At 42.2% G+C, this 25,188-nt stretch carries 23 protein-coding genes and 1 pseudogene; 16 read left to right on the top strand and 8 right to left on the bottom strand.

Going from position 1 to position 25,188, the window contains the following annotated elements; translation table 11 throughout:
• The first annotated feature begins 7 nt into the window (after positions 1–7).
• The 7 genes from BQ2683_RS11810 (at position 8) to BQ2683_RS11780 (ending at position 10,015) form a co-directional block, all read left to right on the top strand.
• Complete coding sequence (locus BQ2683_RS11810) at positions 8–199, top strand: hypothetical protein (RefSeq protein WP_001820669.1); 192 nt, start codon at positions 8–10, stop codon at positions 197–199.
• A 54-nt stretch (positions 200–253) separates the two neighbouring features.
• A complete protein-coding gene (locus BQ2683_RS11805) occupies positions 254–2,110 on the top strand; it encodes a recombinase family protein (protein ID WP_001820670.1) in 1,857 nt (618 codons plus the stop codon).
• A 109-nt stretch (positions 2,111–2,219) separates the two neighbouring features.
• Positions 2,220–3,203, top strand: a complete 984-nt coding sequence (locus BQ2683_RS11800; protein ID WP_338061270.1) for a helicase — start codon at positions 2,220–2,222, stop codon at positions 3,201–3,203.
• Positions 3,204–3,260: 57 nt separating this feature from the next.
• On the top strand, positions 3,261–8,081 hold the full coding sequence (locus BQ2683_RS11795) for a DUF3849 domain-containing protein (protein ID WP_069989547.1): 4,821 nt from the start codon (positions 3,261–3,263) through the stop codon (positions 8,079–8,081).
• A complete protein-coding gene (locus BQ2683_RS11790; RefSeq protein WP_069989203.1) occupies positions 8,078–8,335 on the top strand; it encodes a transposon-transfer assisting family protein in 258 nt (85 codons plus the stop codon). Before BQ2683_RS11795 ends, BQ2683_RS11790 begins: the two co-directional genes overlap by 4 nt.
• Complete coding sequence (locus BQ2683_RS11785) at positions 8,332–9,243, top strand: YodL domain-containing protein (protein ID WP_069989202.1); 912 nt, start codon at positions 8,332–8,334, stop codon at positions 9,241–9,243. The genes BQ2683_RS11790 and BQ2683_RS11785 overlap by 4 nt, the downstream gene beginning before the upstream one ends.
• Positions 9,244–9,385: 142 nt before the next feature.
• The gene (locus tag BQ2683_RS11780; RefSeq protein WP_069989201.1) at positions 9,386–10,015 is read left to right on the top strand and encodes a hypothetical protein; all 630 of its coding nucleotides are present in this window, start codon (positions 9,386–9,388) and stop codon (positions 10,013–10,015) included.
• A gap of 37 nt (positions 10,016–10,052) precedes the next feature.
• Here BQ2683_RS11780 and BQ2683_RS11775 read toward each other — a convergent pair whose 3' ends face one another.
• Positions 10,053–11,702 carry a relaxase/mobilization nuclease domain-containing protein gene (locus tag BQ2683_RS11775; RefSeq protein ID WP_069989200.1) on the bottom strand — a complete coding sequence of 550 codons (1,650 nt, stop codon included), beginning with the start codon at positions 11,700–11,702 and terminating at the stop codon, positions 10,053–10,055.
• Positions 11,689–12,066 (bottom strand): plasmid mobilization protein, encoded by a 378-nt coding sequence (locus BQ2683_RS11770; protein ID WP_069989199.1) that lies wholly within the window; start codon positions 12,064–12,066, stop codon positions 11,689–11,691. The genes BQ2683_RS11775 and BQ2683_RS11770 overlap by 14 nt, the downstream gene beginning before the upstream one ends.
• A gap of 360 nt (positions 12,067–12,426) precedes the next feature.
• Here BQ2683_RS11770 and BQ2683_RS13560 point away from each other — a divergent pair, with 360 nt between their 5' ends.
• From BQ2683_RS13560 to BQ2683_RS11750, 4 genes are all read left to right on the top strand, one after another.
• A complete protein-coding gene (locus BQ2683_RS13560) occupies positions 12,427–12,738 on the top strand; it encodes a DUF6870 family protein (protein ID WP_069989198.1) in 312 nt (103 codons plus the stop codon).
• A 95-nt stretch (positions 12,739–12,833) separates the two neighbouring features.
• Entirely contained in the window at positions 12,834–14,483 is a 1,650-nt protein-coding gene (locus BQ2683_RS11760; protein ID WP_069989197.1) for a recombinase family protein, read from the top strand.
• Entirely contained in the window at positions 14,480–15,976 is a 1,497-nt protein-coding gene (locus BQ2683_RS11755; protein WP_076939172.1) for a recombinase family protein, read from the top strand. The genes BQ2683_RS11760 and BQ2683_RS11755 overlap by 4 nt, the downstream gene beginning before the upstream one ends.
• A 1-nt stretch (position 15,977) precedes the next feature.
• The gene (locus BQ2683_RS11750) at positions 15,978–16,232 is read left to right on the top strand and encodes a recombinase family protein (protein WP_069989195.1); all 255 of its coding nucleotides are present in this window, start codon (positions 15,978–15,980) and stop codon (positions 16,230–16,232) included.
• Here the strand turns inward: BQ2683_RS11750 and BQ2683_RS11745 are convergent.
• The 6 genes from BQ2683_RS11745 to BQ2683_RS11725 form a co-directional block, all read right to left on the bottom strand.
• Positions 16,225–17,898 carry a recombinase family protein gene (locus tag BQ2683_RS11745; RefSeq protein ID WP_069989194.1) on the bottom strand — a complete coding sequence of 558 codons (1,674 nt, stop codon included), beginning with the start codon at positions 17,896–17,898 and terminating at the stop codon, positions 16,225–16,227. The genes BQ2683_RS11750 and BQ2683_RS11745 overlap by 8 nt on opposite strands.
• Before the next feature lie 77 nt (positions 17,899–17,975).
• Entirely contained in the window at positions 17,976–18,149 is a 174-nt protein-coding gene (locus BQ2683_RS12970; RefSeq protein ID WP_002604472.1) for a transposon-encoded TnpW family protein, read from the bottom strand.
• Positions 18,150–18,604: 455 nt separating this feature from the next.
• Positions 18,605–18,847, bottom strand: coding sequence for a helix-turn-helix domain-containing protein (locus BQ2683_RS11740; RefSeq protein WP_002604473.1), 243 nt, complete (start codon positions 18,845–18,847; stop codon positions 18,605–18,607).
• Positions 18,831–19,268, bottom strand: coding sequence for a sigma-70 family RNA polymerase sigma factor (locus BQ2683_RS11735; RefSeq protein ID WP_003502131.1), 438 nt, complete (start codon positions 19,266–19,268; stop codon positions 18,831–18,833). The genes BQ2683_RS11740 and BQ2683_RS11735 overlap by 17 nt, the downstream gene beginning before the upstream one ends.
• 473 nt (positions 19,269–19,741) lie before the next feature.
• Complete coding sequence (gene rlmN / locus BQ2683_RS11730; RefSeq protein ID WP_002584956.1) at positions 19,742–20,725, bottom strand: 23S rRNA (adenine(2503)-C(2))-methyltransferase RlmN; 984 nt, start codon at positions 20,723–20,725, stop codon at positions 19,742–19,744.
• 16 nt (positions 20,726–20,741) lie between these two features.
• Positions 20,742–20,927 (bottom strand): cysteine-rich KTR domain-containing protein, encoded by a 186-nt coding sequence (locus tag BQ2683_RS11725; protein WP_003431289.1) that lies wholly within the window; start codon positions 20,925–20,927, stop codon positions 20,742–20,744.
• A gap of 398 nt (positions 20,928–21,325) precedes the next feature.
• On the opposite strand from BQ2683_RS11725, the gene BQ2683_RS11720 reads away from it, so the two are divergent.
• From BQ2683_RS11720 to ltrA, 5 genes and pseudogenes are all read left to right on the top strand, one after another.
• Positions 21,326–21,682, top strand: a complete 357-nt coding sequence (locus BQ2683_RS11720) for a helix-turn-helix transcriptional regulator (protein WP_002584957.1) — start codon at positions 21,326–21,328, stop codon at positions 21,680–21,682.
• 201 nt (positions 21,683–21,883) lie between these two features.
• Positions 21,884–22,213, top strand: coding sequence for a plasmid mobilization protein (locus BQ2683_RS11715; protein WP_002584958.1), 330 nt, complete (start codon positions 21,884–21,886; stop codon positions 22,211–22,213).
• Positions 22,174–22,509: pseudogene (locus BQ2683_RS11710) on the top strand (relaxase/mobilization nuclease domain-containing protein); the annotation flags it as partial. The gene BQ2683_RS11715 and the pseudogene BQ2683_RS11710, both read left to right, overlap by 40 nt.
• A gap of 124 nt (positions 22,510–22,633) precedes the next feature.
• Positions 22,634–22,891, top strand: a complete 258-nt coding sequence (locus BQ2683_RS13285; RefSeq protein WP_147625741.1) for a hypothetical protein — start codon at positions 22,634–22,636, stop codon at positions 22,889–22,891.
• A 171-nt stretch (positions 22,892–23,062) separates the two neighbouring features.
• Positions 23,063–24,880 carry a group II intron reverse transcriptase/maturase gene (ltrA, locus tag BQ2683_RS11705; RefSeq protein ID WP_002610947.1) on the top strand — a complete coding sequence of 606 codons (1,818 nt, stop codon included), beginning with the start codon at positions 23,063–23,065 and terminating at the stop codon, positions 24,878–24,880.
• Positions 24,881–25,188: the final 308 nt, after the last annotated feature.

The raw sequence follows: 25,188 nt of genomic DNA, 5'->3' as shown, positions 1-25,188 counted from the left end.
TTTAAGTATGGGCGAGGATAAGAAAGCAGATAAAAAGAGAAAGCGTATCGTGCCAAAAGCACCAGTGCAGATGATAATCAGCCGTGAATATGTCGGCACACAGACCGTTACAGAAGCGTTTGTCCCGATTATCTCCGAGGATATTCGGAAGAAGATTGCCGAGGGCGACACCTTCGACAATGAGGGGCTGTCCGCTTAGAATGTACGCAATGGGACATGAAAACAGATAGGACAGATACGGAGGTTTTACAGTATGGCAGGAATCAAAGAAGAAAAGAAAATCTATTTAGTCGGCATTTATTGCCGCTTATCTAAAGACGATGGTACGGATAACGAGAGTGCGAGCATTGCGACACAGAAATCCATCCTCACGGATTATGTGAAAAAGCAGGGATGGCACATAGCAAAAACGTATGTGGACGATGGTTATTCTGGTACAAATTTCCAAAGACCAAGTTTCCAGAATATGATAAAAGACATTGAAAGCGGTCTGATAAACTGCGTGATTACGAAAGATTTATCCCGTCTGGGGAGAAACTATCTTGATTGTGGGTTATATCTGGAAGTTTTCTTCCCAGAGCATAACGTGAGGTATATAGCGGTCAATGACGGCGTAGATACCTTGAATAAATCTGCTATGGACATCACGCCTTTCCGCAACATTTTAAACGAAATGTATGCCGCTGACATATCTGTTAAGATAAAATCGGCATATCGGGCGAGGTTTCAACAGGGGAAATTCATGGGAACTACCGCCCCTTATGGCTATATCAAAGACCCTGCCGACCACAACCATCTGCTGATAGATGATAAAGTGGCACATGTTGTAAAAGAGATATTCGACCTTGCATTAAAAGGGAATGGAGTTGCCAAAATTTGCAGACATCTTAATAAACAGCATATCCTACGCCCTGCCGCTTATGCGGCGGAGCGTGGCGAAACAGGCTTTGAACGTCATTTTGAGGGGAACGAGGACAAACGCTATATTTGGAGTGGGAACAGCGTGAGGAGCATTTTAAGAAGCCCGATATATGCGGGAAATCTTGTAGGCTACAAACGGATTGCCGCCAATATGAAAAGCAAGAAACGCCCCTCTAAGCTGCCCGAAGAATGGGAAGTGATACCCAATACCCATGAGGGAATAGTCACGCAGGAGGAATTTGATATTGTCCAACAGCTTATTACAAGTCGTAGGCTTCCACAGAACAAGGGAGGATTTGTAAATATTTTTGCAGGCGTTATCAAGTGTGTGGACTGCGGATGTGCTCTGCGGGCAATGAACGTACACAGGAGGAAACGCCCAGAGATTATCGACTGTGTACAGTATTCATGTAATAATTATGCAAGAAACGGAAGAAGCGAGTGTAGTGCCCACAATATAGAAGCAAGGGATTTATTCAATGCCGTTCTTGCCGACATCAACTGTTTTGCGGATATGGCAGTGAATGATGAAAAGGCGGTCAGGGCCATAGAAAAGCGGCTCACGGAAACAGACCAGAGCAGGGCGAAAGCATTAGAGAAAGAACGTAAGAAGCTGAACAAACGCCTTGCGGAACTGGACAGGCTGTTTTCCTCTCTCTACGAGGATAAGGTCATGGAGCGTATTACCGAGCGGAATTTTGAGATGATGTCGGGGAAATACCAGAAAGAGCAGCTTGAAATTGAAGCAAGGCTGAAAGAGGTGACGGAAACTCTTAATGAAAGCTACGAGAAATCACGGGGAATCCGTGACTTCCTCGCCCTTATCCGAAATTATCAAGGCTTAAAAGAACTGGATGCAACAGTTATAAACGCACTCATAGACAAGATACTTGTTTCGGAGCGTGAGAAGATGGCAGACGGAACAGTGAAGCAGGAAATCAAGATTTACTATAAATTCATCGGCTTTGTCGATGAATTACATATCATACCTACAAAACGGTGGGCAGCAATGCCCGCTAAAAATTGTACGGTGTGCGGCGTTGAATATGTCCCGGGCTCTGGTGCATCAAGGTATTGTCCTGCTTGTGCCAAGAAGATACGGAGGGAGAAATCAAACGAGAGCAAACGCAGGAGCAGAGAACAGAAAAGGATAGCATGTATGAACTGTCCGCAAAAAATGACCGACTGATCTGGAGCAGCAGGAGGGACGAATTTTACGACAGGGAAACCAGAATGAGAAAGTTAAGATATTCCGCTATGTAACAGAGAATACGTTCGATGCATACATGTGGCAGATTTTGGAAAATAAACAGAAGTTTATTTCTCAGATTATGACCAGTAAGTCACCAGTCAGGGCGTGTGAAGATGTGGATGATACTGCACTTTCTTATGCAGAGATCAAAGCCCTTGCAACAGGAAATCCCTATATAAAAGAAAAAATGGATCTGGATGTTCAAGTCAGTAAATTAAAGCTCTTGAAGGCTAACCACACCAGTCAGATTTATCGTCTGGAATCAGATATTGCAAAGAATTATCCAGTTCAGATCAGTGCATTGAAAGAGAGGATTGCCGGAATGCAGTCTGATGTTAGTGTGATAAAGAATGTTGATCTGCAGGATAATGACAGCTATTCTATGAATATAGGGAATGTTGCCTATACAGACAAAAAAGAAGCAGGCGAAGCTATGATAGCTGCCTGTGCAGGATTAAAGGCAGTCACCACAGGAGGAAAAGTCGGAGAGTACCATGGATTTACTTTATCTGCATCATATAACCTGTTTGCAAATTCCTTTGAATTGACCATAAAGGGAAAATGTTCCTACAAAATTGAAATAGGAAAAGACCCTTTGGGAAATATCCAGCGTATTCATAATGCCCTTTCTTCGATTGATAAGAAACTGGCAGAGAGTGAGCAAAAGTTAGAGACAGTACAACAGCAGCTTGCAACAGCACAGGAAGAAGTAAAAAAACCATTTCCAAAAGAAACGGAACTGAATGAGAAAATGGAGCGTTTATCGGAGTTAAATGCTTTGCTCAACATGGATGAAAAAGGGAATGAAACAATTCTGGCAGATGAGGATATTGGTACAGAAAAGATTCCAGACAGGGATTCTTCGAGAAAGGAAGAAGTCCGGGATGCAGACAGGAATCTGCAGGAAACAGCAGACAAGGTTCATAAGCCGTCCATACTGGAACGTCTGAAACAGGAAAAGGCTAGACAGCTTGCACCGAAGCAGACTGGTACACCGAAACCAAAGAAAAATCACGAGCAGGAGTTATAAATAATGTCCCGTCAGAGAACTTTCTGGCGGGATAAATTCAAAATTGGAGGACAAACTATGGCAGAAACAGATAAAAAATTAAAAGAAATCACAGAGCGTCTGGAACAGGGAGTAAAGGAAATTTTTACATCAGAGCGTTATACAGAATATCTGGATACGATGTCAAAATTTCATAATTATAGTTTCAACAATACTCTTCTGATTACGATGCAGAAACCGGATGCGACACTGGTGGCAGGTTATCAGGCATGGCAGAAGAAATTTAACCGTCATGTAAAACGGGGTGAAAAAGGAATCCAGATTATTGCACCGACGCCAGTAAAAGAAAAACAGGAAATAGAAAAGATTGATCCAGATACACAGGAACCAATCATTGGCGAAGATGGACAGCCGGAAACAGAGATTGTAGAAATGGTAATCCCAAGATTTCGGGTAGCGACAGTATTTGATGTCAGCCAGACAGAAGGAGAACCGATTGCAGAACTGGATGTACCGGAGCTGACAGGAAGCGTGCAGTTTTATGATATTTTTATGGAAGCATTGCAGGATATTTCACCGGTACCAGTACGGTTTATGGAAATAGACGGGGAGGCAAAGGGCTATTATCATCAGACAGAAAAATATATTGCGATTAAAACAGGAATGAGTAATCTCCAGTCCATGAAAACCGGTGTCCATGAAGTTGCCCATGCAATTCTGCATGACAATGATGTAATGGATGCAGATGGCATTATAAAAGGAAAGACAGCCAAAGAAGTAGAAGCAGAAAGCATTGCTTATATTGTATGTAGTCATTTTGGACTGGATACTTCGGAATATTCCTTTACTTATATTGCAAGCTGGTGTGAAAGTCAGAACATGAAAACGCTGAAAGCGTCTATGGATACAATCCGAAAAACTTCAGCGGGAATTATTGAAAATATTGAAACAAAGATGCATGAGTTGGAAATGGAAAGACCAATCAGAGAAACATTCCATAGAGAGGATGTGATTCTGCATCTTTCAGGCAGCATGGGTTCAGAATATGCGTATGATCTGGTTGAGAACATGACAGCAGAACAGTTGCAGGAGAATGTGAAGGAATATGTCAGTCGGCTGGAGCAGAAAGAAATCTCAGAGGATGAGAAATCTTTGGAAGAATTTCTGGAGGACAGAGGTGCAGTAATCACAGTATTGTATGCAAGTGATGGAGTGGGAGGAAATTATCCGATTCACTTTTTTGATGCAGCGTATGATGCAGATACAGGCAGTGCTTATTTTTCAGAGCAGACACCGAAAGAACAGGCAGAAATGCTGGTGGAAAAAGCGGAATTTCCGAGAACAATTTTTACAGAAGAAGAGAAAGCATTTGTAACGGAATATGCAGAAACCTTTCCCGGACAGATAGAAAGACTGAATGATCTGGTCTGGGATATGCGGGAATCTTATGATGAAGCCGGTGCAAACTTAGTACATGAAGTGATCCAGGCAGCAAGAGCGAACTTTCCAACCACAGAGCTTCCAGAAGAAAGGGAAAGTACCATGCAGTATGCCCATAGACTGATTGAAGCTGCAGAAACCGCCAGCCATGAAAATTTTACGGAATCCCAAAGGAACCTTATCGTCAATTTTGCTTATAAGATGGATGACCGAGACGAAGTTTTGGGACTGGTAAACCGTATGCTGACAGCGAATCGGGGTGACCGAAGTGAAGTTATGAGAAGTCTTGTGCATGAAACAGAGGCACAGATGGATAATTTTCCAGATGGAAGAATCGGTTTTACAGAAATGCACGAAGCAGGAATCCGACTGGAGCATATGTATCCTCTTGAAAAAAACAGGGCAGTAGAATTGTATCGTGAAGGTGCAGAAGTTTTTATCTTAAATGGAAATCCAGATCATCCAGAACAGGCAGGACAGATTCTTGCAGAAACAGAAAATGCGATCCTGGGGCATGACGGTATCTTTGGTATTACGGAAACGGAATGGGAAGTACATAAAGAAAGAGAAGCAGCGATAGCCAGACAGGAAAAACTGGAACAGGATAGTGCAGAAAAGATTGATGAAACCTTACTTCTTCATGGAGAAAGCGGTCGTTTTGCAATCTATCAGATGGATACGGATGGAGAGCATACTTATCAGTTTATGGGGGTTGAATCGGCTCAAAAATTAGGCTATAGCATTGATGGAAAAGACTACAGGATGGTGTATGCGGCTCCATGGACACCAACGATCACATTAGATGATATTTTTGAGAGATTTAATATCAACCGCCCAAACGATTTTCATGGACATTCCTTATCGGTAAGCGATGTCATAGTTATAAACCGGACGGCGGAAACAAAGGCTTATTATGTGGATTCTTTCGGCTTTGAGGAACTTCCGGACTTTGTACAGCAGAGAATGGAGATACTGGAAAATAATCATACCAGAGCCTACCCGCCAGTCTATAAAGGAACACTTGCACAGGCAATGGAAGAACGGGATGTAGATGCCTATCTGGATTCCAGAAAGTTAAACATTGATTGTAAGAAAGCAATCGAGGAAGCAATCGCATTAAAATTTGACGGGCTGCATTTAGAGGAAGATGCCGCAACGCAAGTGTTAGAGCAGTTTGGAGAAGAGCGTATGACATTTATTATGGCAAATACGCTCCGGGAACTTTCTTATGACGGCAGATTTTCCAAACAGAACAAAGACTGGGCAGAGCATATCGAAATCCCGGAAAATATCAATCAGGGAAAGAATCTGAATCAGGATTATGTGATAGAAAGCCACCCAGCGGTGTTAGATGGATTTATTGATATGGCAAGAGCAGAGATCCGTATGCAGAAGATTGAACAGGCATTGGATGAAGCGGAAGTCACCATTACAGCAGATACCAGAGGATTTGAAGCAGATGGACATGCGGGAACCTGGCATACAGTAGATGAAAGAGAGTATGCAGGGGAGAAGTTCTTCTTCATGGAACATGATGAGTATGGTTCAGATGTGGCAGGGATTATCGTATCGGAACATGGTCAGCTTGTAGCCGAAGATCTTTGGAATGGGTATGATGCAGGAGCATTGGAAGCTATTTCAGAATATCTGCAGGAGAAAGGAATTTCTGTAGAGGGACTTATGCCGGAACTGGAACCGGATGAACTGGCATATAAGATTGATGATAGATATTTTGCAATCCAGAGAACAGAGGAAGGCTATGATTATACCTTTTATGCTTTGGATTACGATGAGATCGACGGTGGTGCTTATGACAATCCTGATATTTCTATGCGGCAGGCAATGGAAGATATTCTGGAAGATGAAGATGTGTCTCTGGAAAATGCAGTTTCCGTTGATTATGAAGATTTGATGGCAGAAGTGGAAGAAGCAGGCGAACGGCAGATGCAGCGGGCACAGTTATTAAAGAATTGTCCTCCAAGTATTTTTGAGGACTATGACCGGGAAAGAGCAGTGGATACCTGTGAGGGAATTGCCATGCAGTTTACTAAGAGTAAAGGGTATCTGACTGTACAGGCAACGGAAGAAGGTTATTTTTATATTTTCTATGATTCTGATTTGCATGAAATTAATGAAAGTGATTACGATAATCCAGATATATCTATTCAGAAAGCTACTTATGAAATCTTAAAAAGTGAAAGAATGGATGATATGGAGTGCGTTAAAGTAGACTATAAAGAATTTGAGGCAATGACCATCCAACATTCAAAGGATTTACTACAGGCAGGTGAGCTTCGTGCGACTTCTGAGATTGGAAGAGATGAAGTAGCATTAAATGGTCTTAGCAGGGCAGAAGTGGAACGAGGTGTCTTGTATCACGCACAGGGTATTCTGGAAGAAATGGGACTGGAAAATGAAGTAGAGCTGCTTGCTGCAAGGGTGCATGGTTCCAGAAGCAGAGAGGAACTTTACAGAAATGATTCTGACCTTGATGTGGTGCTTTCTTATCGTGGCAATATCCGAGAAGATAGTTTCTTCAATGAATTAAATGCTCATGCTATAGCAATGGCAGGTATTAAGGTGGACATCAATCCTATCGCAGAAGAAAGAATCACTCTGGCAGAATATATGAAGGAAGCAGATACTTACCTTGATCAACAGGAAATTAAAAAGCTGGCAGTGGATTTGGATAATTTCAGCTATGAATATGACACTTACGAATATAAAGATACCATTGAGAACAGGGAAGAACAGGTGGAGAAGATCACAGAGGACATTCTGAATAAGAAAATAGGGTGTTTAAAGGACTGGCTGGTTGAAGTATCGGAAGAATCCGATATAGACAGTGATGTGATAACTGCCCGTTCACTGCTTTCCCGTCTGGAAAAAGCAGAAACTCTTTCTATCTTTACCAGACAACCAGAACAGGAACAGTCAGAAGCTACGATTACTTTTTATGTAGCGGAGTGCATGGAGTTTCCGGTCATGGGGGAATACCATAATAATCTCACGCTAGAAGAAGCGATTAAAATTTATGAAAGTATTCCGGCAGAACGAATGCATGGAGGCAAAGGTATTGGCTTTGATCTGCAGGATGGGGATGAAGATTATTCTGGAGAATACGAACTGATGAGCTGGGATAGAGTAGACAGGGAACTGATAGATATGATTCCGCATTATAAGGAAAGCCCATTGGTACAGAAAGCAATCAATGATATGGAAAAATATCTTGCAGATAAAAAGAATAAGCAGGCAGAGATTACGGAAGAATTATCCGAAAAACAATCAGGAAAAAATATAGATGTTGAAAAAAATGCAGAGAAGAAAGTAACAAGAGAACCAGGAAGCATTAAAAAATCTGTTCTGCAGTCTTTAAAAGACTATCAGGCGAGAGTAAAGGCACAGGAAAAAGCACAAGAAAAAAATAATGAACATAAGAAGGGAGATATGGAATTATGATGGATCTGTCTATGAATTTTGATATGGAAGAATGTATCGTAACTGCAATGCTTGATCAGGGCAACCGAATTGATACGATGGAAGCAATCGACCGGGTTATACCATTTCTTGCAGGAGATTCGGAAATGATTATGCTGGTCTGCGAAACAATAAGAAAACTGTTCTGTATGAGCGATGAAGGCTACGAGGTTTTCCTCATGGATTTGGAAGAGTATAAAGAAGATTTAGAGTTGATGGAGGAGAGTGAAGCATGAACACAAGTCAGTGTGCAGTATATCAGGTGAAAGAAACACCAGAGTACAGAAATGTCCGTTTCCGTTCTTATGCCAAATTAAAAAGTGAAGGAAAAGAGGTCAGGGCAGAAAATTATCAGCAAGTATATATTGGAAGAATCCAGCCGGAGGAAACTCCGGCGGATATAAAAACACGCTTGCAGAAACAGCGACCGAAGAACTTTAAAGGTCACTCCATTGGATGCAGTGATGTCATTGTCCTTACGGATGATGGAAAAACGACCGTCTACTATGTAGATAAAGATGGATTTATCATTGTTTCAGATTTCTTCCAGATGAAAAATTCTTCAGATACAAAGCTGGATGTTGACACAAAGGGATATACCATCGAAGGGAAAAAGGGAACATGGCAAGTCATTGATTACATTTTGATGAATGAAAGAAAATGGTTTCTGATGGAACACGAAGAATACGGACCGAGAGCTGCCTATGTGGTTCTTAGTGATGATGGTGCCGTTGTTATGAATGATAATTATAACGGACTTGATGCCGAGGCAAGAGAAAAGATTCAAAATTTCATAAAACAGCAGGAAGAAAAAGAACAGGAAACACCGCCACAGCAACAAACGTCAACACCAATCGGACAGGAACAGCCACCGCAACAGAAGAGAAAAGAACCAGAGCTGGCAAACTGGCAGAAGGTCATGGACAACGGAGAATATCTTCGCAGTGCGGAGATGGCAGAAGAAGCTAACTACAACATGATTGACGGACTGATGAACAATGTCCGCAAGGTAAAAGATAAAGATAAACCAAGAGAATCCGTACTTGCCAAGCTCCGGCTCAACCAGAAGAAAGTCGCAAAGCAGGGGAAGAAACAGACGCAGCAGAAAGCGATGACGGAGGATATGGAGAGGAAGAAAAAATAGTATTTGACAGAAGTGGTCTTGCTACATATGTGGCAGGGCCATTTTTGCTGAAAAAAGCAAGACAAGATATAAAAGATTTGCTATAATATGCTCCATAAATGTAGAAAAACTGGTCTATAGGAAACAATAGGAGAGTGATAAAATGTATTACAAACCAGAATCATTAGAAGAAAATTTCAGCAATGTTTTGAAACTTAGAGATAATTTTATGAATAATATTAAATCTTACATGTGGGAATATGATTGGATATGTCGGGTATATACAGATGCAAATACATATAATTTTTATTTAAGAAATTATATGATCAATCCTTATGTAAACAGTTTTGATGCTGCGATGGAACAGTTGGCATACAAAGTATTTGGATATACATTAACGGTGTTTGAAACATTGTCATATGCTTTAGATTATTGGCGTATACACACAGACTCAAAACAGAAAAATAGAAATGTAACTGATAAAGAATACGACCAAGCGTTAAAATTATTATCTCGGAAAAAGAAAATATCAAACAGCGATAAAGAGATATTATTGAAATTTCGGCCACAAAGAAACTATTGTACTCATTACGGAAGAATTCAGTTTTGTACATTTATTTTTAATCATCAGACGATTTTATATAATCTTATTCAAGTGATACTTAGCTTATTGGGGCAGATGGATATAAATTATGCTGTTGTATCAGAGTATAATTTATTGCAAGGAGATTATATAGAACAAATAAAAGAAACCTTAGATGAATTTTCAAGAGATAATAATTGTGTGGCATAAAAATGTGGGCAAGTGTAAATTTGCCCACATTTTTATCTTATAAATGCTGAGATTTTTCTTTCACCTGTCCACGCTCAGGCTTCTTCCCAAGAATCATATCAATATTAGCATCTACAGTCTTCAGTTCCCGTTCTTGATCACGATGACTGTAAAAATCGGATCGTTGTACTTCACGCAGTTCTGTGAGCCGGTCTTTTTCCTGATAGAGTGATTTCATGGAAGGAAGTTTCTGACCATTGGATTTTTCTTTCAGAACACGCAAAGCAGTTTCGTAAAGAGAGAGTTCCGCTTTATGCTCCTCATAAAATTTATTACGGTTGTGGCTTCTTCGGTACTGGGCATAGAGGTCTTTGTAGGCAAGGTACTGTCCTGTAAAATGAATCTGTTCGTTGACATTTTTGAGTTGTTGTTCGGTATCTTTCATCTTTTTACGGGCAAGGCTGGTTTGGCTTTCTGCATTTGTAAGAGCAGTATTAAAATCTGCTCTGGTGTCATACCCATGTTCCTGTATATAGGCAACGGTTTGAGCCATCTGCTTCAGGTTCGTCAGTTTTACTTTTTGAGCATAGGCTTCGCTCTGCTGTGCTTTGATACAGGTCTGTAAATCTATCACAAGCCGGAGATCCGATTTTATGAAAATGAATGGAACAGGAATCTGGGATGAATCGGAAGAAAGTGCCTGCTGTAAATTGGTAGCGGTATCCGAAACAGGTTGTTCCTGGACATTCTCTTTCTCTTTTGAGAGCAATTTTGTATTTTCCATAAATGTTTTCATGAGAAAATCTTCTTCATATCTGGTTCCAAGATTTCTGCCAGTAACATATTTTTTACGGTCAGGGTGAAGGTAACTGTAACGTCCTCGACTAATTTTGAAAATAATACGATACTTTTCTTCAAGAATTTTTGAAAATTCTTCGGGAGATTTTGCGATACCTGCAGCATTGTCAATCGCATCCCGGAGAAATTGCTTCTCTGTCTGGTATTTCGTTTCTTTTGGGGTAATCCCATCTTCACGCATCTTCTGGTTGAACTTATCAAGTTTTTTCTGCCCCCGGCGTTGTGCCCAGTATTCTTTTTCTGTGATTTTTCTTTCAGCAGGAGTGAGCAGATCAACCTGATGCAATCCCTCTTTTTGGCACATATCCATAACTTCTTGTTTTAAATGGGCAAGGTAGGCTGTGCTTAGATGATGCTTATAGCCAGCTTTTGATTCACAGGCATATTCCATGAATGGTTCTTCTGGTACATCATATTTCCGGATACTGTTGATTACGATGTGGACATGGATGTTGCCGCTTTCGTTGTGCCCATCTGTATGTGTACAGATTAAAGCCTGATGACCGGGAAAGTTTTTCTTTGCAAAAGTCAATCCAAGCTGCTGTGCCCGTTCACCGGTCAATCCATATTCATCCCGGTCTTTCGGGTCAAAACTGATAATGTAGTGATGAGACTTGATTTCGTTGAAGTTCTGATTTTTATGGTAATAGCTGTTCAGTTCCTGACATTCAGAAGCAAAAGTAAACGGATCACAGTTTAGTCCATCCAGATAATACTCATCCCGGAGAATCATGTGCCCATTTTCATCCAAGACAGGTTTTTGAGTATATTCGTTGTGTTGAAAAATAAGATACCGTTCCGATTCTCCATAGTCTGCATTTTTACTTGCAATATGTTTAATCACTGCCACGAAAATCACCTGCCATCTTCATCACTTCATATTTCATTTCATAAATATCTCGGATACATTTCTTTATTTCCCCACGCATTTCTGCCGATATGATTCCGCCTTGGTTAAAATATCGGGCAATCTGGTTGAGGTTGCTGCCAATCTTGCCAAATTCTCCGATCAGTTTTTTTATTTCCGGAACATCAGCAACAAGTTCATATTTGATTGTTACCTGCTGATTGTCCAGAGCATTTCGTATAAATTCAGCCATGCTCATGTTGACGGCACTGGCTCGCTCCTGTAAAAGTTCATACTCCGTATCGTTCATGCGAATATGGATGCTGTTACTGCGGACGGTCTGTTCGTCTTTTTTCGGTCTTGTCATATTCTTTTCCTTTCTGCTGTACGGTTCCGAATACAGGAAGAAACATTCACAGAAGTCTGTGATGACAAAGGATGAAAATTCATCCTGCTGTGACCATGTACATGGGAACCAATACGTCTGCTTTTGATAGTAGCCGAGGGTATGGGGAAACGGAATCCCCATCAAGTTGCAAGTGACCGATGAGCCTGTAAGGGTTATTGGGCTACGTTGCGAAACTTGCTCTAAGAGAGAAATCCCCTCACTAATAGTCAGTTTGAAGCTATGAAATGACGGTGAAAAATAAAAAAAGTTAAAAAAGTGCCGACCAAACACCCTCTGAAACTTGCAATTAGTAGAAGACAAAAAAATGGAGGTTGGAAAATGACGCAGAAAAGATTACCAACAGCGGCTCAATTAAAGGAAATGGCACAGATAGATATTCATACTGTAGAGAAAGAATCCCTTGTATCAGCAGAAGATGTGCAGATTCATACAGAACTTTCAGATAGGGAAAGACTGGAAGATTATATCCGGCAGATTAAAAATCCGTATTGTTATCTGTCAAATGGGGTGATAGTAAAGATTAGTTTTGCAGGCAGAGATACTTTGGAAGAATGTCTGAGCAGATGCATCATGTCAGAAAAAAATTATAAAAATAAAAAAGATGTGGCAAAGAACCAGAAGTTATGTTAATATGGATGTGGGTCAAAATTTAAAGAGTATTCAAAGAGCCATGAATTTTCTGGTTTACAGCTATAAGGCTAGTAGATTAGGAGGTTGATGGCTTTATGTATTTTAAAAGTCAAAATTCATATTTAGCTGCGGTATATCTGCGACTTTCCAGAGATGATGGAGATAAAGTGGAAAGTGACAGTATCCGCAATCAAAGAAGTCTGCTTCGTGACTTCGCAAATCAGCATAATGATATAACACTGGTCAAAGAGTATATTGACGATGGATATAGTGGTGCAAATTTTGAGCGTCCGGGTTTTCAGAAGATGCTTGAAGATGCAAAAGAACATAAGATTAACTGTATCATCGTAAAAGACCTTTCCAGACTGGGACGAAACTACATTGAAACAGGGCGATATTTGGAAAAAATATTCCCGGTGCTTGGTATTCGTTTTATAGCAGTGAACGATCATTACGACAGTGCTGATACGGAGAACGATGCAGATCAAATCATAGTTCCTTTTAAGAATCTTATAAATGATGCTTATTGCAGGGACATCTCAATTAAAATCCGAAGTCAGTTTGATGTGAAAAGAAAGCGGGGACAGTTTATCAGTAACTATGCCTGCTATGGGTATAAAAAAGATCCGGACAATAAAAACCATCTGGTCATAGACGAGTATGCCGCAGAGATTGTGCGGACAATTTTTAATATGAAGCTGGATGGATTTAGCGCACAGAATATTGCGGCTGATTTGTCAGACATGGGTGTGTTGATACCAACCGAATACAAGCGTTCATGTGGAATCAATTATAACAATGGTTTCAGAGCAGGAAAGAATCCGAAGTGGGATGCCGGAACAGTTCTCAGAATTTTGAAAAATGAACTTTATACCGGAACGATGGTGCAGGGAAAGACGAGAAAGATTAACTACAAAGTCAAAGCGTGTCAGATGATAGAACCGGAGAACTGGATTAGAGTAGAAGGGACACATGAGCCGATCATTTCCAGAGAAGTTTTTGAAACCGTACAAAGGCTGATGGCATTAGATACAAGAACATCACCAGAGGAAGAAAGCATTTATGTGTTTTCCGGTCTGCTCCGATGTGGAGACTGTGGGCAAAATATGGTACGCCGGAGTGTAAAGAAAAAAGGAAAACGCTACTTCTATTATCATTGTTCAACTTATAAACGTGGAGAAGGATGCAGCTCGCATAATATCAGTGATATTAAATTGAAGAAGATAGTTCTGGAAGCAGTCAGAAATCAGATTGCCTTGATTGTTCGAGCGGACAATATCCTTTCTCAGATTGAAGACATTCCTCAGCAGCAATTTGGAGTGAAGATGCTTGATACACAGATAAAAACGCTTTATAAAGAAATGCAGAAATATGAAGAACTAAAAAATAATCTTTATGAAGATATGACAGATGGAATCATTTCGAGGGAAGAATACCGGGATATTAAACAGACGTTTTCAAAAAAAATCGAGACGGCGAAAAACACAAGGCATGAGCTGGAAGAAAAGAGAAAAAGAATGCTGTCCAATGAAATGTGTACACAGCAATGGGTAGAAGAATTTAAGAAGTATCATAATATCGAATCTCTGAATCGGAAAGTAATAGCAATATTGATTGACAGAATTATTGTGTATGGCACTGATAGGATAGAAATTCATTTTAACTATGAAGATGAAATCGCAGAATTTGTAGAGTGTGCAGCAATGCATGAGAATGAAACGGAAAGAAAGGCTGGGAGCTTATGAGATGTGCGAGTTATACGAGGATGGTTTCCTGTATGGAGAAGGGAGAAATTCCGAATGATATTATTAGTCAGCAGAACGAGAGAATACAGGAATATATAAAACAGAGAAAATGGAAGCTGGTAAAAAAATATTCTGACAGGAAAAAAGAAGAATTTGAAGAAACTGCATATCTTCAGATGAAGCAGGATGCTATGGGAAGACAGTTTGACTGCTTAGTGATAGATTCTATGTTTCGCTGTGGAAGAAATTCTAATGTAGCGGCAGAGCTTTTTAAAAGTATGTTTCTTCCGGCCGGATTACAGATTGCAGTGGTGGAAGACGATTTTTGTTCTTTGGATGTGACAGAACAGGAAGCTGTTGAGTATCTGGACAGGAAAGCAAAAGAGTATAAAGATAAATTGGTAACAGAGGACATGAGAAAGTTCAATGAAACCAAGAAATATTATAAATATGGTTTTCGATATAAGGATGGGAAGATGGAACTTGAAATAGATCCGGAACCTGCAGAAATAGTAAGAAGAATCTTTCGTTTGTCAAGTGAGGGACAGTCTTGCTCAGAAATAGCTAAAATCCTTACCGAAGAAAAAATAGAATCCTCTGGAAATTATGTTAACAAGTTGTGGGGAAGAAAAATTAAAGATGAACATGCTGCATGGAAACGGGATCAGATAAAAAGAATCTTATATAACCGTCAGTATATTGGTGAATGGGAACGGACGATAGATGGAAAGAAGCAAATGTTCTCCTGCCCAATGGTGGTGGATATGGAACTTTTTCAGAAAGCACAAAAATCACTTACTCACAGGAGCATCAATAAAAAAAATCTGGGTCTTGGGAAATTAAATCCGTTTTCCGGTAGAATTTTTGATAAAGAATCCGGCATACCGTTAAAATTATATCCACATCAGAGATTGAAGATAAGAGTATTTCGCCTGAGTTATCCAAAGCCGGCAGAAATATCTTATGAGAGAGGCAATATTCCTTTCGAGGAAGTGTATCAGGCTGTTTATGAAATTCTCGTAAATGAAAATCAGACTGCCAGAAAAATTGCAGGGATGATTGGAAGCCAGATATGGGAAGAAGAAAAGGTTAAAAAGATTCAGAAAGTAAAAGCATCTGCTCAAAAAGTTTTTCAGAAAATGCTTTCTGTAGAAGAAAAGAACCTGCCACTTTACAACCAGATGATAGCAGGAGAGATTTCAGAAGATGAATATGAGATGCAAAAAGAGATTAATGTGCAGGAATTTATGGAGTGCGATGAAAAACTGGAATTTTATCTGGAAGAAATCAAAAAGATAGAAAAGTGTTTCAGTAAAAATAATCCATGGATAGAAATGTTTTCTGAAATGGTGATTCCGGAAGAGATTACCAGACCAGACGTAAAGAGATGGATAGACCGGGTGGAATCTTTTCGATATGAAAAAATAGAAATACAGTTTAAAAATCGGGAATGGAAAGAAATGTTACCTGAAGAATGGTTTGAGGAGGCATAAGATGGCACGAAAGAGCAGAAGAAATAATAATATTATTGAAAAGAAGCAGGAGATGATGACACCGGAAATCATAACAGGACCACAGTTGGAGACAGGTGTCTATGCCAGACTTTCCGTAGAAAAAGACAATGAAGAAACGATACAGACACAGATAGAGATGCTTCATCAATATGTTGAAGAACATGGAGAATATCATCTGGTAGATACTTATGTAGATAATGGTTATACAGGAACAGATTTTGCTGGGGTTAGATAGCGATACTTTTTACATCTACCATGTTACGGCGGTCATGGTTGACAACTTGCGTCGGCTCCTGCTCGGTATCAACCTGTCCGACAAAGCTGTAATGGATTTCGATTTTCCGGGTGTTGGTTTCCCGGTCTAATTCATGTATCAAAATACGGTCGATAAACTCATGGACGTTTTCATAGGTCAATTCCTGTATGTCGCTGTATTTCCCGACAATCTGAATAAACCTTGATATATCCCTTTTTCGCTCGGTAACGGTTGCGATCTGCTGTTGTAACTCGTCTATCCTTGCGGCAAGGGATTTCTTTTCGTCCTCGTAGCCGGAAGTTAGAAACACAAACCGTTCATCTGTCAGTCTGCCTAATGCGTTGTCCTCGTACAGCTTGCGGAAAAGCGTGTCAAGTTCGGTCATACGCGCCTGTGCTTTGGAAAGTTCCTTTTGCTGCTGCGCTAATGCCTTTCTCGCTTCCATGTCGCCGTACTCGGTAGCTTTACAGATAAAGTCCTGTTCGTGTTCCTTAACATACTGCAAAACCCGCCGCATATCTTCCAGCACTAAATCAAGAAGTACGTTTTTGCGGATATAATGAGAGGTACACTCGCTGCCTGTCCTTGCCCTGTTGCGCCATGCGCCGCAAGAATAGGAAAACCTGCGCGGCTCGATATTTACGCCCTGTTGGTAATACATCTTATGTCCGCAACCAGCGCAAAACAGCAAGCCGGAAAAAATATCAATCTCCGCTGCTTTTGTCGGGCGGTGGCGGGTAGCAATCCGCTTTTGCGCAAGTTCAAAGGTTTCCTCGTCAACAAGCGGCTCATGGGTGTTTGGGAAGAAATAGCGTTGTTCTTCTTCGTTCTTCCGGGTCTTTTTCGACTTGTAGGATACCTTGTGAGTTTTCGCGGTTATGGTATGCCCTAAATATTCCTGCCTTGCTAATATGTCATAGAGCGTTTTGTCCGGCCAAGTATAGGGGGCGATCATTGCCCGCTGATACCGCGCCTGTCCTGTGCGCTGATAGCGCAACGCTCCAATCGTCAAGACTTTGTTTTCCGCAAGCCATTTTTGGATTTCGCACATACGCACGCCGCTAACAAACATAGCGAAAACCTGTTTGACAATCGGCGCGGTTTCCGGGTCGGGTATAAGGTGGTGGCGGTTGTTCGGGTCTGGGATATAGCCGTATGGATATTCCCCGTTGACACGCTCGCCTTTTTGCGCCTGTGCCTGTTTAACTGCACGGATTTTCTTGCTTGTATCGCGGGCGTAAAACTCGTTAAACCAGTTCCGCAAGGGGGTAAACTCGTTATCCTCCCGCGCTGTGTCAACTCCGTCGTTAATCGCGATATAGCGCACTCCGTTTTCGGGAAATACAATCTCTATGAGTTCGCCCGTTTTCAGATAGTTTCTGCCAAGACGGGAGAGGTCTTTGGTAATAACCGTCGCCACTCGTCCGGCTTCCACTTCCTGCAACATCGCTTGCAGCCCCTCGCGCTCAAAACTCACGCCGGAAAATCCGTCGTCCACAAAAAACTTTGTGTTCAAAAAATGGTGTTCGTCCGCATAGCGTTGAAGTATCATTTTTTGGTGCTGTATGCTTCCGCTTTCTCCGGCCTGCATATCCTCTTGACTTAAACGGCAGTAAAGGGCGGTGATTTTATTCGACTGTAACATTAGTCCTCCTTTCCGACAGCCGAATAAACAGGTATAATGTGTTGCTATCATTATACCATATCCCGCCGCCTAATGCACTACTCGGACGCTAAAAAGCCCGGATTTCCGGGCTTTTTCTGCAAATCCTTTACAATGAGTTTTTCAATCTTTTTATGGATTGTATCGGTTGCCTTTTCACTCGGCAACGCTTGAACAAGATAGGTGATTTTCCCTATTTTGCGTTCGGTTGTAATTGTCTGTTTTTTATCCATTAGAAAAACCTCCTTTTCCTGTATGGATAAACTATATTCGTCAAAAGGCAAAACGGGCGGTTGTTAGCTGCAACCTCACGGGAGTTTCACCCCGGCCCATGCTTATGGGTGCGCCGCGCAATACTTTGAGGGTGTTCAACGCGGGAGTATCATTGTGCCGCCTTGTATGTCGTCGCCCACAAGCTGCTAAACTTGTTTTACGGCGCGGTAGTTCTCGCTCGACTTTTCCCCAACGGGGAAAAGCGGTCATGGCGTACCCGCCGCCCGGCTCGGTACAGACGGAATGTACCCGTTGCCTGTTATGCTGCGCACCAAAGGCCGCTTTCTTTGTCAAGGAACAATAGGCTTTGTCGGCCTGTAACAGTACACCGTTTCCGATGTGCTGTTACGGAACGACAAATAGCCCATAACGGGAAGCGTGGAAAGGGGACACGCTCCCCGCATGGGCTAAAAGATTATCCTACATGAAAAGCAAGGGTGCGGGTAATAAGGCGCACTTGCAGCCTGTTACGCATTTCCTCGTCCACATAGGAATAGGTATTGCCCGCGTCGTCTTTCAGCGTGCGGGTACAAAGTTTCGCTATGTAACCCTCGTAATGCTTCAAGATCGCGCACATGGCGGTTGTGTCGCCGTTTGCCGCTGCGGAAATGACAGGGAACGGCAACAGATTTTCAGATTTCCTAACGGTATTCATCATCTGCTTTTCCCTCCAAATACTGTTTGATTTTCGCAAGCGCGGATTTCCTGTGCCGGAAAACCGTCGTGCGTACAACATTCAGCAGTTCAGCAATTTCCGCGTCGCTCATGTCCAAGAAGTAGGACAAAAGGATAATGTCGCGTTTCCTTTCGGGCAAAGCGTTAAGGGCTTCGGCAAGCAGTTCATTTTTGACGAGTACATCAAAGCCGGACACTTGAAAACGGAAATAATCGCTTTTGTATTCGTCCGTTGTGAAAAGCTGCGCGAGTTCGCTTTCGCTCAAATCCGAAAAAGGTACTTCGCGTGCTGCGCGTTTCGCAAGAGTGCGGCGGTGGCTTTTCGCTTCGCCAACCAAAGTTTTCTTTGCTAATGCGTCGTACTGATGTTGTATTCTTTCCTTGTCGGAAGAAGATAGCTCCATAGAGTTCACCTCCTTCCCGCGTGGAGTAGAGGACGGGAGTTAAGGGCTTGTCCTCTCTGCCCCTTTCGCTCCGTACCCGTTCGGGAGATGGCTCTTGAGTGCGTTTTTCAGAAAAAAGTTGAAAAAAGCAAAATGCGCCCGTCCGCAAGACGCGGACGAGCGCAAAGGAAATGTAAGAAGTATTTAGATGTATTGACAGTTCATACTCATAGCCGGAATATCCCGCTTGCGGAGCATAGCTTTTTTTGACCGCAAAGCATTAGGCGGGTTACAGTAAATAAAAATGGACACGGCGATACCTCCCCGATACCGCCGTATCCTTAAAAAAGGGCGACTTTAATACACTACCCGCAATCCATTCTATAATAGGGAACAGCGGCTTTTGCGCAATATTAAATAAAAAAGCCGATAACACATAGGTTTTTTGACCTAATGCGTTATCGGCTCTGCGTCTATGCGTCTGGCACTTTTAATCATTTTTTTTTGAATTTATTATATGTGTTAGCTAACTGTCCACAAGCCGCGTTAATCTCTCTGCCATGAGAAACTCTCATAGTAACTTCAAGTCCTGCTTGCTCTAATTGATGTTTGAATGCAACTATTTCCCGTTTCTGTGGTGCTTTAATTCTTGAATTGCTTGTTGGGTTGTATTGTAACACGTTAATCATAACTTTTTTGCCCCGAAACCATTTTGCAAGTTGTCTTACATCTGAGGGCCGGTCATTTATACCCGGTAAAAGCAAATACGCAAAGACAATTTTGCGATTATGCCTTTCAGAATAGGATAAGGCTTGCTTAACAACATCTTCAATAGCATATATGCGCATGTGAGGAATAATACGATTTCTTGCAGATTGTGTTGCTGCGTGTAAAGATATTGTCAACTGAATTTTAAGATGTTCCTCGCGCAATTTTTTTAATTGATCGACCGGACCAACTGTTGATATGGTAATGCCGTCGGTTGGAAAGTTGAGCCCATATCTATCTCGGAGAATATGGATTGCTTTTATCAAGTTGTCATAATTGAATAAAGGCTCTCCCATACCCATAAAAACGATACGGTTTACTTTTCGACGCAACAATATAATCTGTTGTACGATTTCTGACGATGTTAGATTACGAACAAAGCCATTTCGCCCGGACTCACAAAAAATACAACCAACAGGACAACCGACTTGTGTGCTCACGCAAACAGTTCCACCATCTCGCCGCTTGATAAAAACCGTTTCAATGTATTTGTTGTCTTTCAGTTCGTAAACATACTTTTCAGTATCACTGCTTTTGCAAATATTTTTTACCAACATTGATAGATTTTTTTTGCGTGGTAATTGCTTATATAATTCTTCATATAAGGCTTTTGCTTCATTCTCGCCAATAACTTCCGACATTTCTTTGTAAGTAAATCCGTATGGATCATTCCGTACTTCCGCAGGCGTATATTTAGGTAAACGTTTCATTTTTATATCCTTTCTTCTAAATAATAAAAGTTTGTTTTTCTGTATTTTTGATTACAATCTCTAATTTTTCTACATCAATGATATGCGTCAATTTGCATTTAGGGCAGAAAAGAGGAAAATCTTTTAATACAGTATTATGAAATACTTGAACTCTCGTCTTTCCGTTACAAATCGGACATTTTATCCAATATTTTTTAAGCATTATATTTCACTCGTCCTTTTTACACAAAAAAATGCAGGTCAATCCTCAACATGAGCATTGACCTGCATTTATAATGCACAGAGCAGTACAACAAAACTAAGGCATAGCTTGCACTATGTCTATACTATATCTATACGTCGTTAGTTTTTTGTATAGCATCCGCAAAATAAGCATGACAAAAAAGCCCATGTTGAAAATGGGAAAATCCTTTTTTTCAATGCTTATCTAATACGCATGCTATGCAACATAAACGCCGCCTCCTTTTACATAAATTTTATTTTATCAGAAAATCAGTCTACTGTCAATACACAACAGGAAGTATTTAACCTAATGATATGAATTGTGTGGACATATCCAAAAAGAAAGGTGAACTGTAAAATGTAACAGGGTGAATGAAAATGGCAAAAAGACCCGTACCATTGTACGACTTTAAGGCTTTCGGGGCAGCTATAAAAGCCGCGAGAAATGAATACGGCGAGAGCCGCAAAAAGGTAAGCGACGAGTTATATATTTCCCCGCGCTACCTTGCGAATATCGAGAACAAGGGACAACAGCCGAGTTTACAGGTATTCTATGACCTTGTAACCCGGTATCATATTTCGGTAGATCAATTTTTCTTCCCGAACAGCAATGCGGAGAAATCCACCGGGCGGCGGCAGCTTGACGCGCTGCTGGACGGTATGAGCGATAAAGGCATACGGATTGTAACCGCAACAGCAAGGGAGATAACGGAAGTCGAAAAAGCAGAGGATTAACCTCACAATATGAGAAATCGGGAGATTGCAGCGCATGGCGGCTGCAATCTTTTTTTGCGTCCAAAATCAAAGGAACGCGCAACAAATACCGCCTTTCGGTGGGGGTATGGAGTAGATAGCAAGCACAGCAAACGAGTACCCGTTTGCGGAAAATGCTTGTTGGGATAATCCCAAACCCTTATACCGAAAGGCGGTGCGGAAATGGAAAACCGAAAGAGAAATATACAGATGAAGTTTTACGTTACGGAAGAAGAAAAGCGGCTGATCGACGAGAAGATGAAGCAGCTTCCCATAAAGCAGTATGGGGCATACTTCCGTAAAATGGCGATAGACGGGTATATTCTTGTCGTTGACCGAAGCGACACAAAAGCATATATCCGGGAACTGCAAGCGGTGAGCCGGAACATCAACCAAATTGCAAAACGCGCCAATGCGACGGGGACGGTTTACAGGCAGGATATAGAGGACATTAAAAAGGCGGTGGACGAGATATGGCGGTTACAAAGACGCACCCTATTAAATCAACCTTAAAGGCTGCGATAGACTATATCTTAAATCCCGAAAAGACAGACGGGAAGCTGCTTGCGTCCTCTTTCGGCTGCGGGCTGGAAACCGCCGATATTGAGTTTGCATGGACGCGGGAAGCTGCCGGAGATCGCGGCACACATTTAGGGCGGCACTTGATACAATCCTTTGCGGTGGGAGAAACCACACCGGAAGAAGCGCACAAAATCGGCATGGAACTTGCCGGGGCGGTATTAGGCGGCAAGTATGAGTTTGTTTTGACAACTCACGTCGATAAAGACCATCTGCATAATCACTTGATTTGTGCGCCCATAAGGGGCAGAGTAAATCCGCTTAGCAAGCGGCAGGCGTGAGGTTTCATGCCTGTGGTCAACGGCTAACCTGGATGGGGAAACCCAAAGGGGACAATAGCACGACCGTAACGCTGTGAGTTGGCAAGTTGTCATGCCACGACTGAGCAGCAAGACCAAAGTTCATATGAGGATAAAGCCTACACTGGTTGAACGGCAGTCCGAGGGACATTTGTGGTGGTCGCAGCGGAAGACAGCTATATCCGCTGCGCTGTGCATCTCCGCCAGAAAAGATGACTGGCAGGAGCGAAACCGATGTGCAGCCCGTATGTATCAGCATAAAAGGACGAAAACCGTATCCGACAATGAACACAGCTTTTTACTCTGTTACTAAATGGGGATTGCCTAAGTTGGAATGCTCGCAAGAGCTATGGGTGCAGGCCCTGAAAATCCAATATGGCAACGGAGCCGCCGTAGTAGTCCGAGCGTGTTAATGGCACGCACATGGCGAAGGGCGGCAGTTCATTCGATTCAATGCAAAAGAAAGGAAGGTGCGTGAGGCACTATGAGAAATCCAGAAAATGTATTGAACAGTCTGCAAGAGCATTCAGCTCAATCCGGCTATGTCTATGACAGATTGTACCGCAATCTGTTCAACCGGGAATTTTTCTTACAGGCGTATCAAAATATCTATGCCAGTCAGGGAAACATGACCGCAGGCACAGACGGGAAAACCATTGACGCAATGAGCCTTGAAAGAGTTGACAGGCTTATTGCAGCCCTGAAAGACGAATCTTACCAGCCCAAGCCGTCCAGACGGACATATATTCCCAAAAAGAATGGAAAACTCCGTCCTCTGGGCATCCCGTCCATTGACGACAAGCTGGTACAGGAAGTTGTCCGTATGCTGTTGGAATCCATCTATGAAAACAGCTTTGAGGACACCTCCCACGGCTTTCGACCCAATAAAAGCTGTCACACAGCCTTGAGAATGATTCAAAATCGCTTTACACGGTGCAAATGGTTTGTGGAGGGAGACATTAAAGGCTTCTTTGACAATATCGACCATAATGTCATGATTGGCATCCTCCGCAAGAGAATCAAAGATGAACGCTTCCTGCGCCTTATCCGTAAATTTCTTAATGCGGGATATATGGAAGATAACCAAGTGCATCAAAGCTACAGCGGCACGCCACAGGGCGGCATCATTAGTCCTATTCTCGCCAATATCTATCTCGACCAGTTCGACAAATATATGGCAGAGTTTAAGAAACGGTTTGACCGTGGGAACAAGCGAGCCGTCAATGTGGAATACCGCAAGCTGAGCGATAAGAGAATCCGACTCAAAAGAAAGCTGGCAAAGGCAAAAACTGAGGAAGAAAAGCAGTCCTTACTGGAAAGCATCTGGGAACTGGACAAGGTTCACAAGTCCATCCCCTGTAAAGACCCTATGGACGAAAACTTCCGCAGACTGCAATATGTCCGCTACGCTGATGACTTTCTTATCGGTATCATCGGAGCCAAAGAGGATGCACAGGCTGTGAAACAGGAAATCGGCACATATATCGCCGGACAGTTGAAATTGGAACTGTCGGACGAAAAGACGCTGGTAACCAAAGCGACAGACCGGGCAAAATTCTTAGGATTTGAAATCAGGGTTACACCGCAGAGCAATCACACCAAGAAAACCAAAAGTGGTTCTACGGCCAGAAATTACAGCGGCCATGTCATGCTGGAAGTCCCAACTTCCGCCATTCAGAAGAAGCTGCTGGAACTGGGAGCCATGAGAATCGATGTTCGCAATGGAACAGAGATTTGGCAGCCCACCCATCGCGGAAAACTTGTCGGGCGAACGGACCTGAGTATTCTTGACCAGTACAACGGCGAGATACGAGGATTCTGTAACTATTATGCGATTGCAAACAATCGCTCCAAGCTACACAAGTTCCGCTATATCATGGAGTACAGCTTTTACAAAACTCTGGCCTGTAAATACCGCACAACAAAGCGCAAAATCATTGTTCAGTATCGTATCGGCAAAGACATCGGTGTGAAATTTCAGGACAAACATGGCAAGGAGCGTATTCGACTACTGTGGCAAGGCAGTCTTGCCAGAGACCCCTATCCTCTGGGAAAAGAAGCGGATATTATCCATAAGCCAAAAGGCATTCTGAAGAAGCCCAGTCTTGGCGCACGATTGAAAGCAAATCGGTGTGAATGGTGTGGAAAAGAAACTTCAGTGTTGGTGATGCACCAGGTAAGAACGCTGAAAGAGCTGGATGAAAGTCAACCGTGGGCAGCTTTTATGAAAAAGATTAACCGGAAAACACTGGTAGTCTGTGAAAGCTGTCACACTAAAATACACAGTGCAGACTGTGAATGAATGGAGAGCCGGATACAGCGAGAGTTGTAAGTCCGGTTCGGGGGCGAGTGTCCGGAAACCTACCGCAGCAATGCGGCAAGGCGCTGGGTACTTAGCCTACTCAACGCGGTTAGCTTCGTTGACTACAAAAAGTACCATTCCAACAAGCAAAGCTATCACTTTATCCGGCGCACCAGCGACAGGATATGTAAAGAGCATGGGCTATCCGTCGTCGTACCGGGACAGGACAAGGGAAAAAGCTATGCAGAATACACCGCCGAAAAGCAAGGGACAAGCTACAAAGCAAAGCTGAAAACGGCGATAGATAC

This window comes from Massilioclostridium coli (genome assembly GCF_900095865.1).
GTDB classification, from domain to species: domain Bacteria; phylum Bacillota; class Clostridia; order Oscillospirales; family Ruminococcaceae; genus Massilioclostridium; species Massilioclostridium facile.
The sequence above is the reverse complement of the archived record's forward strand: the minus strand, read 5'-3'. Positions and strand labels throughout refer to the sequence as shown.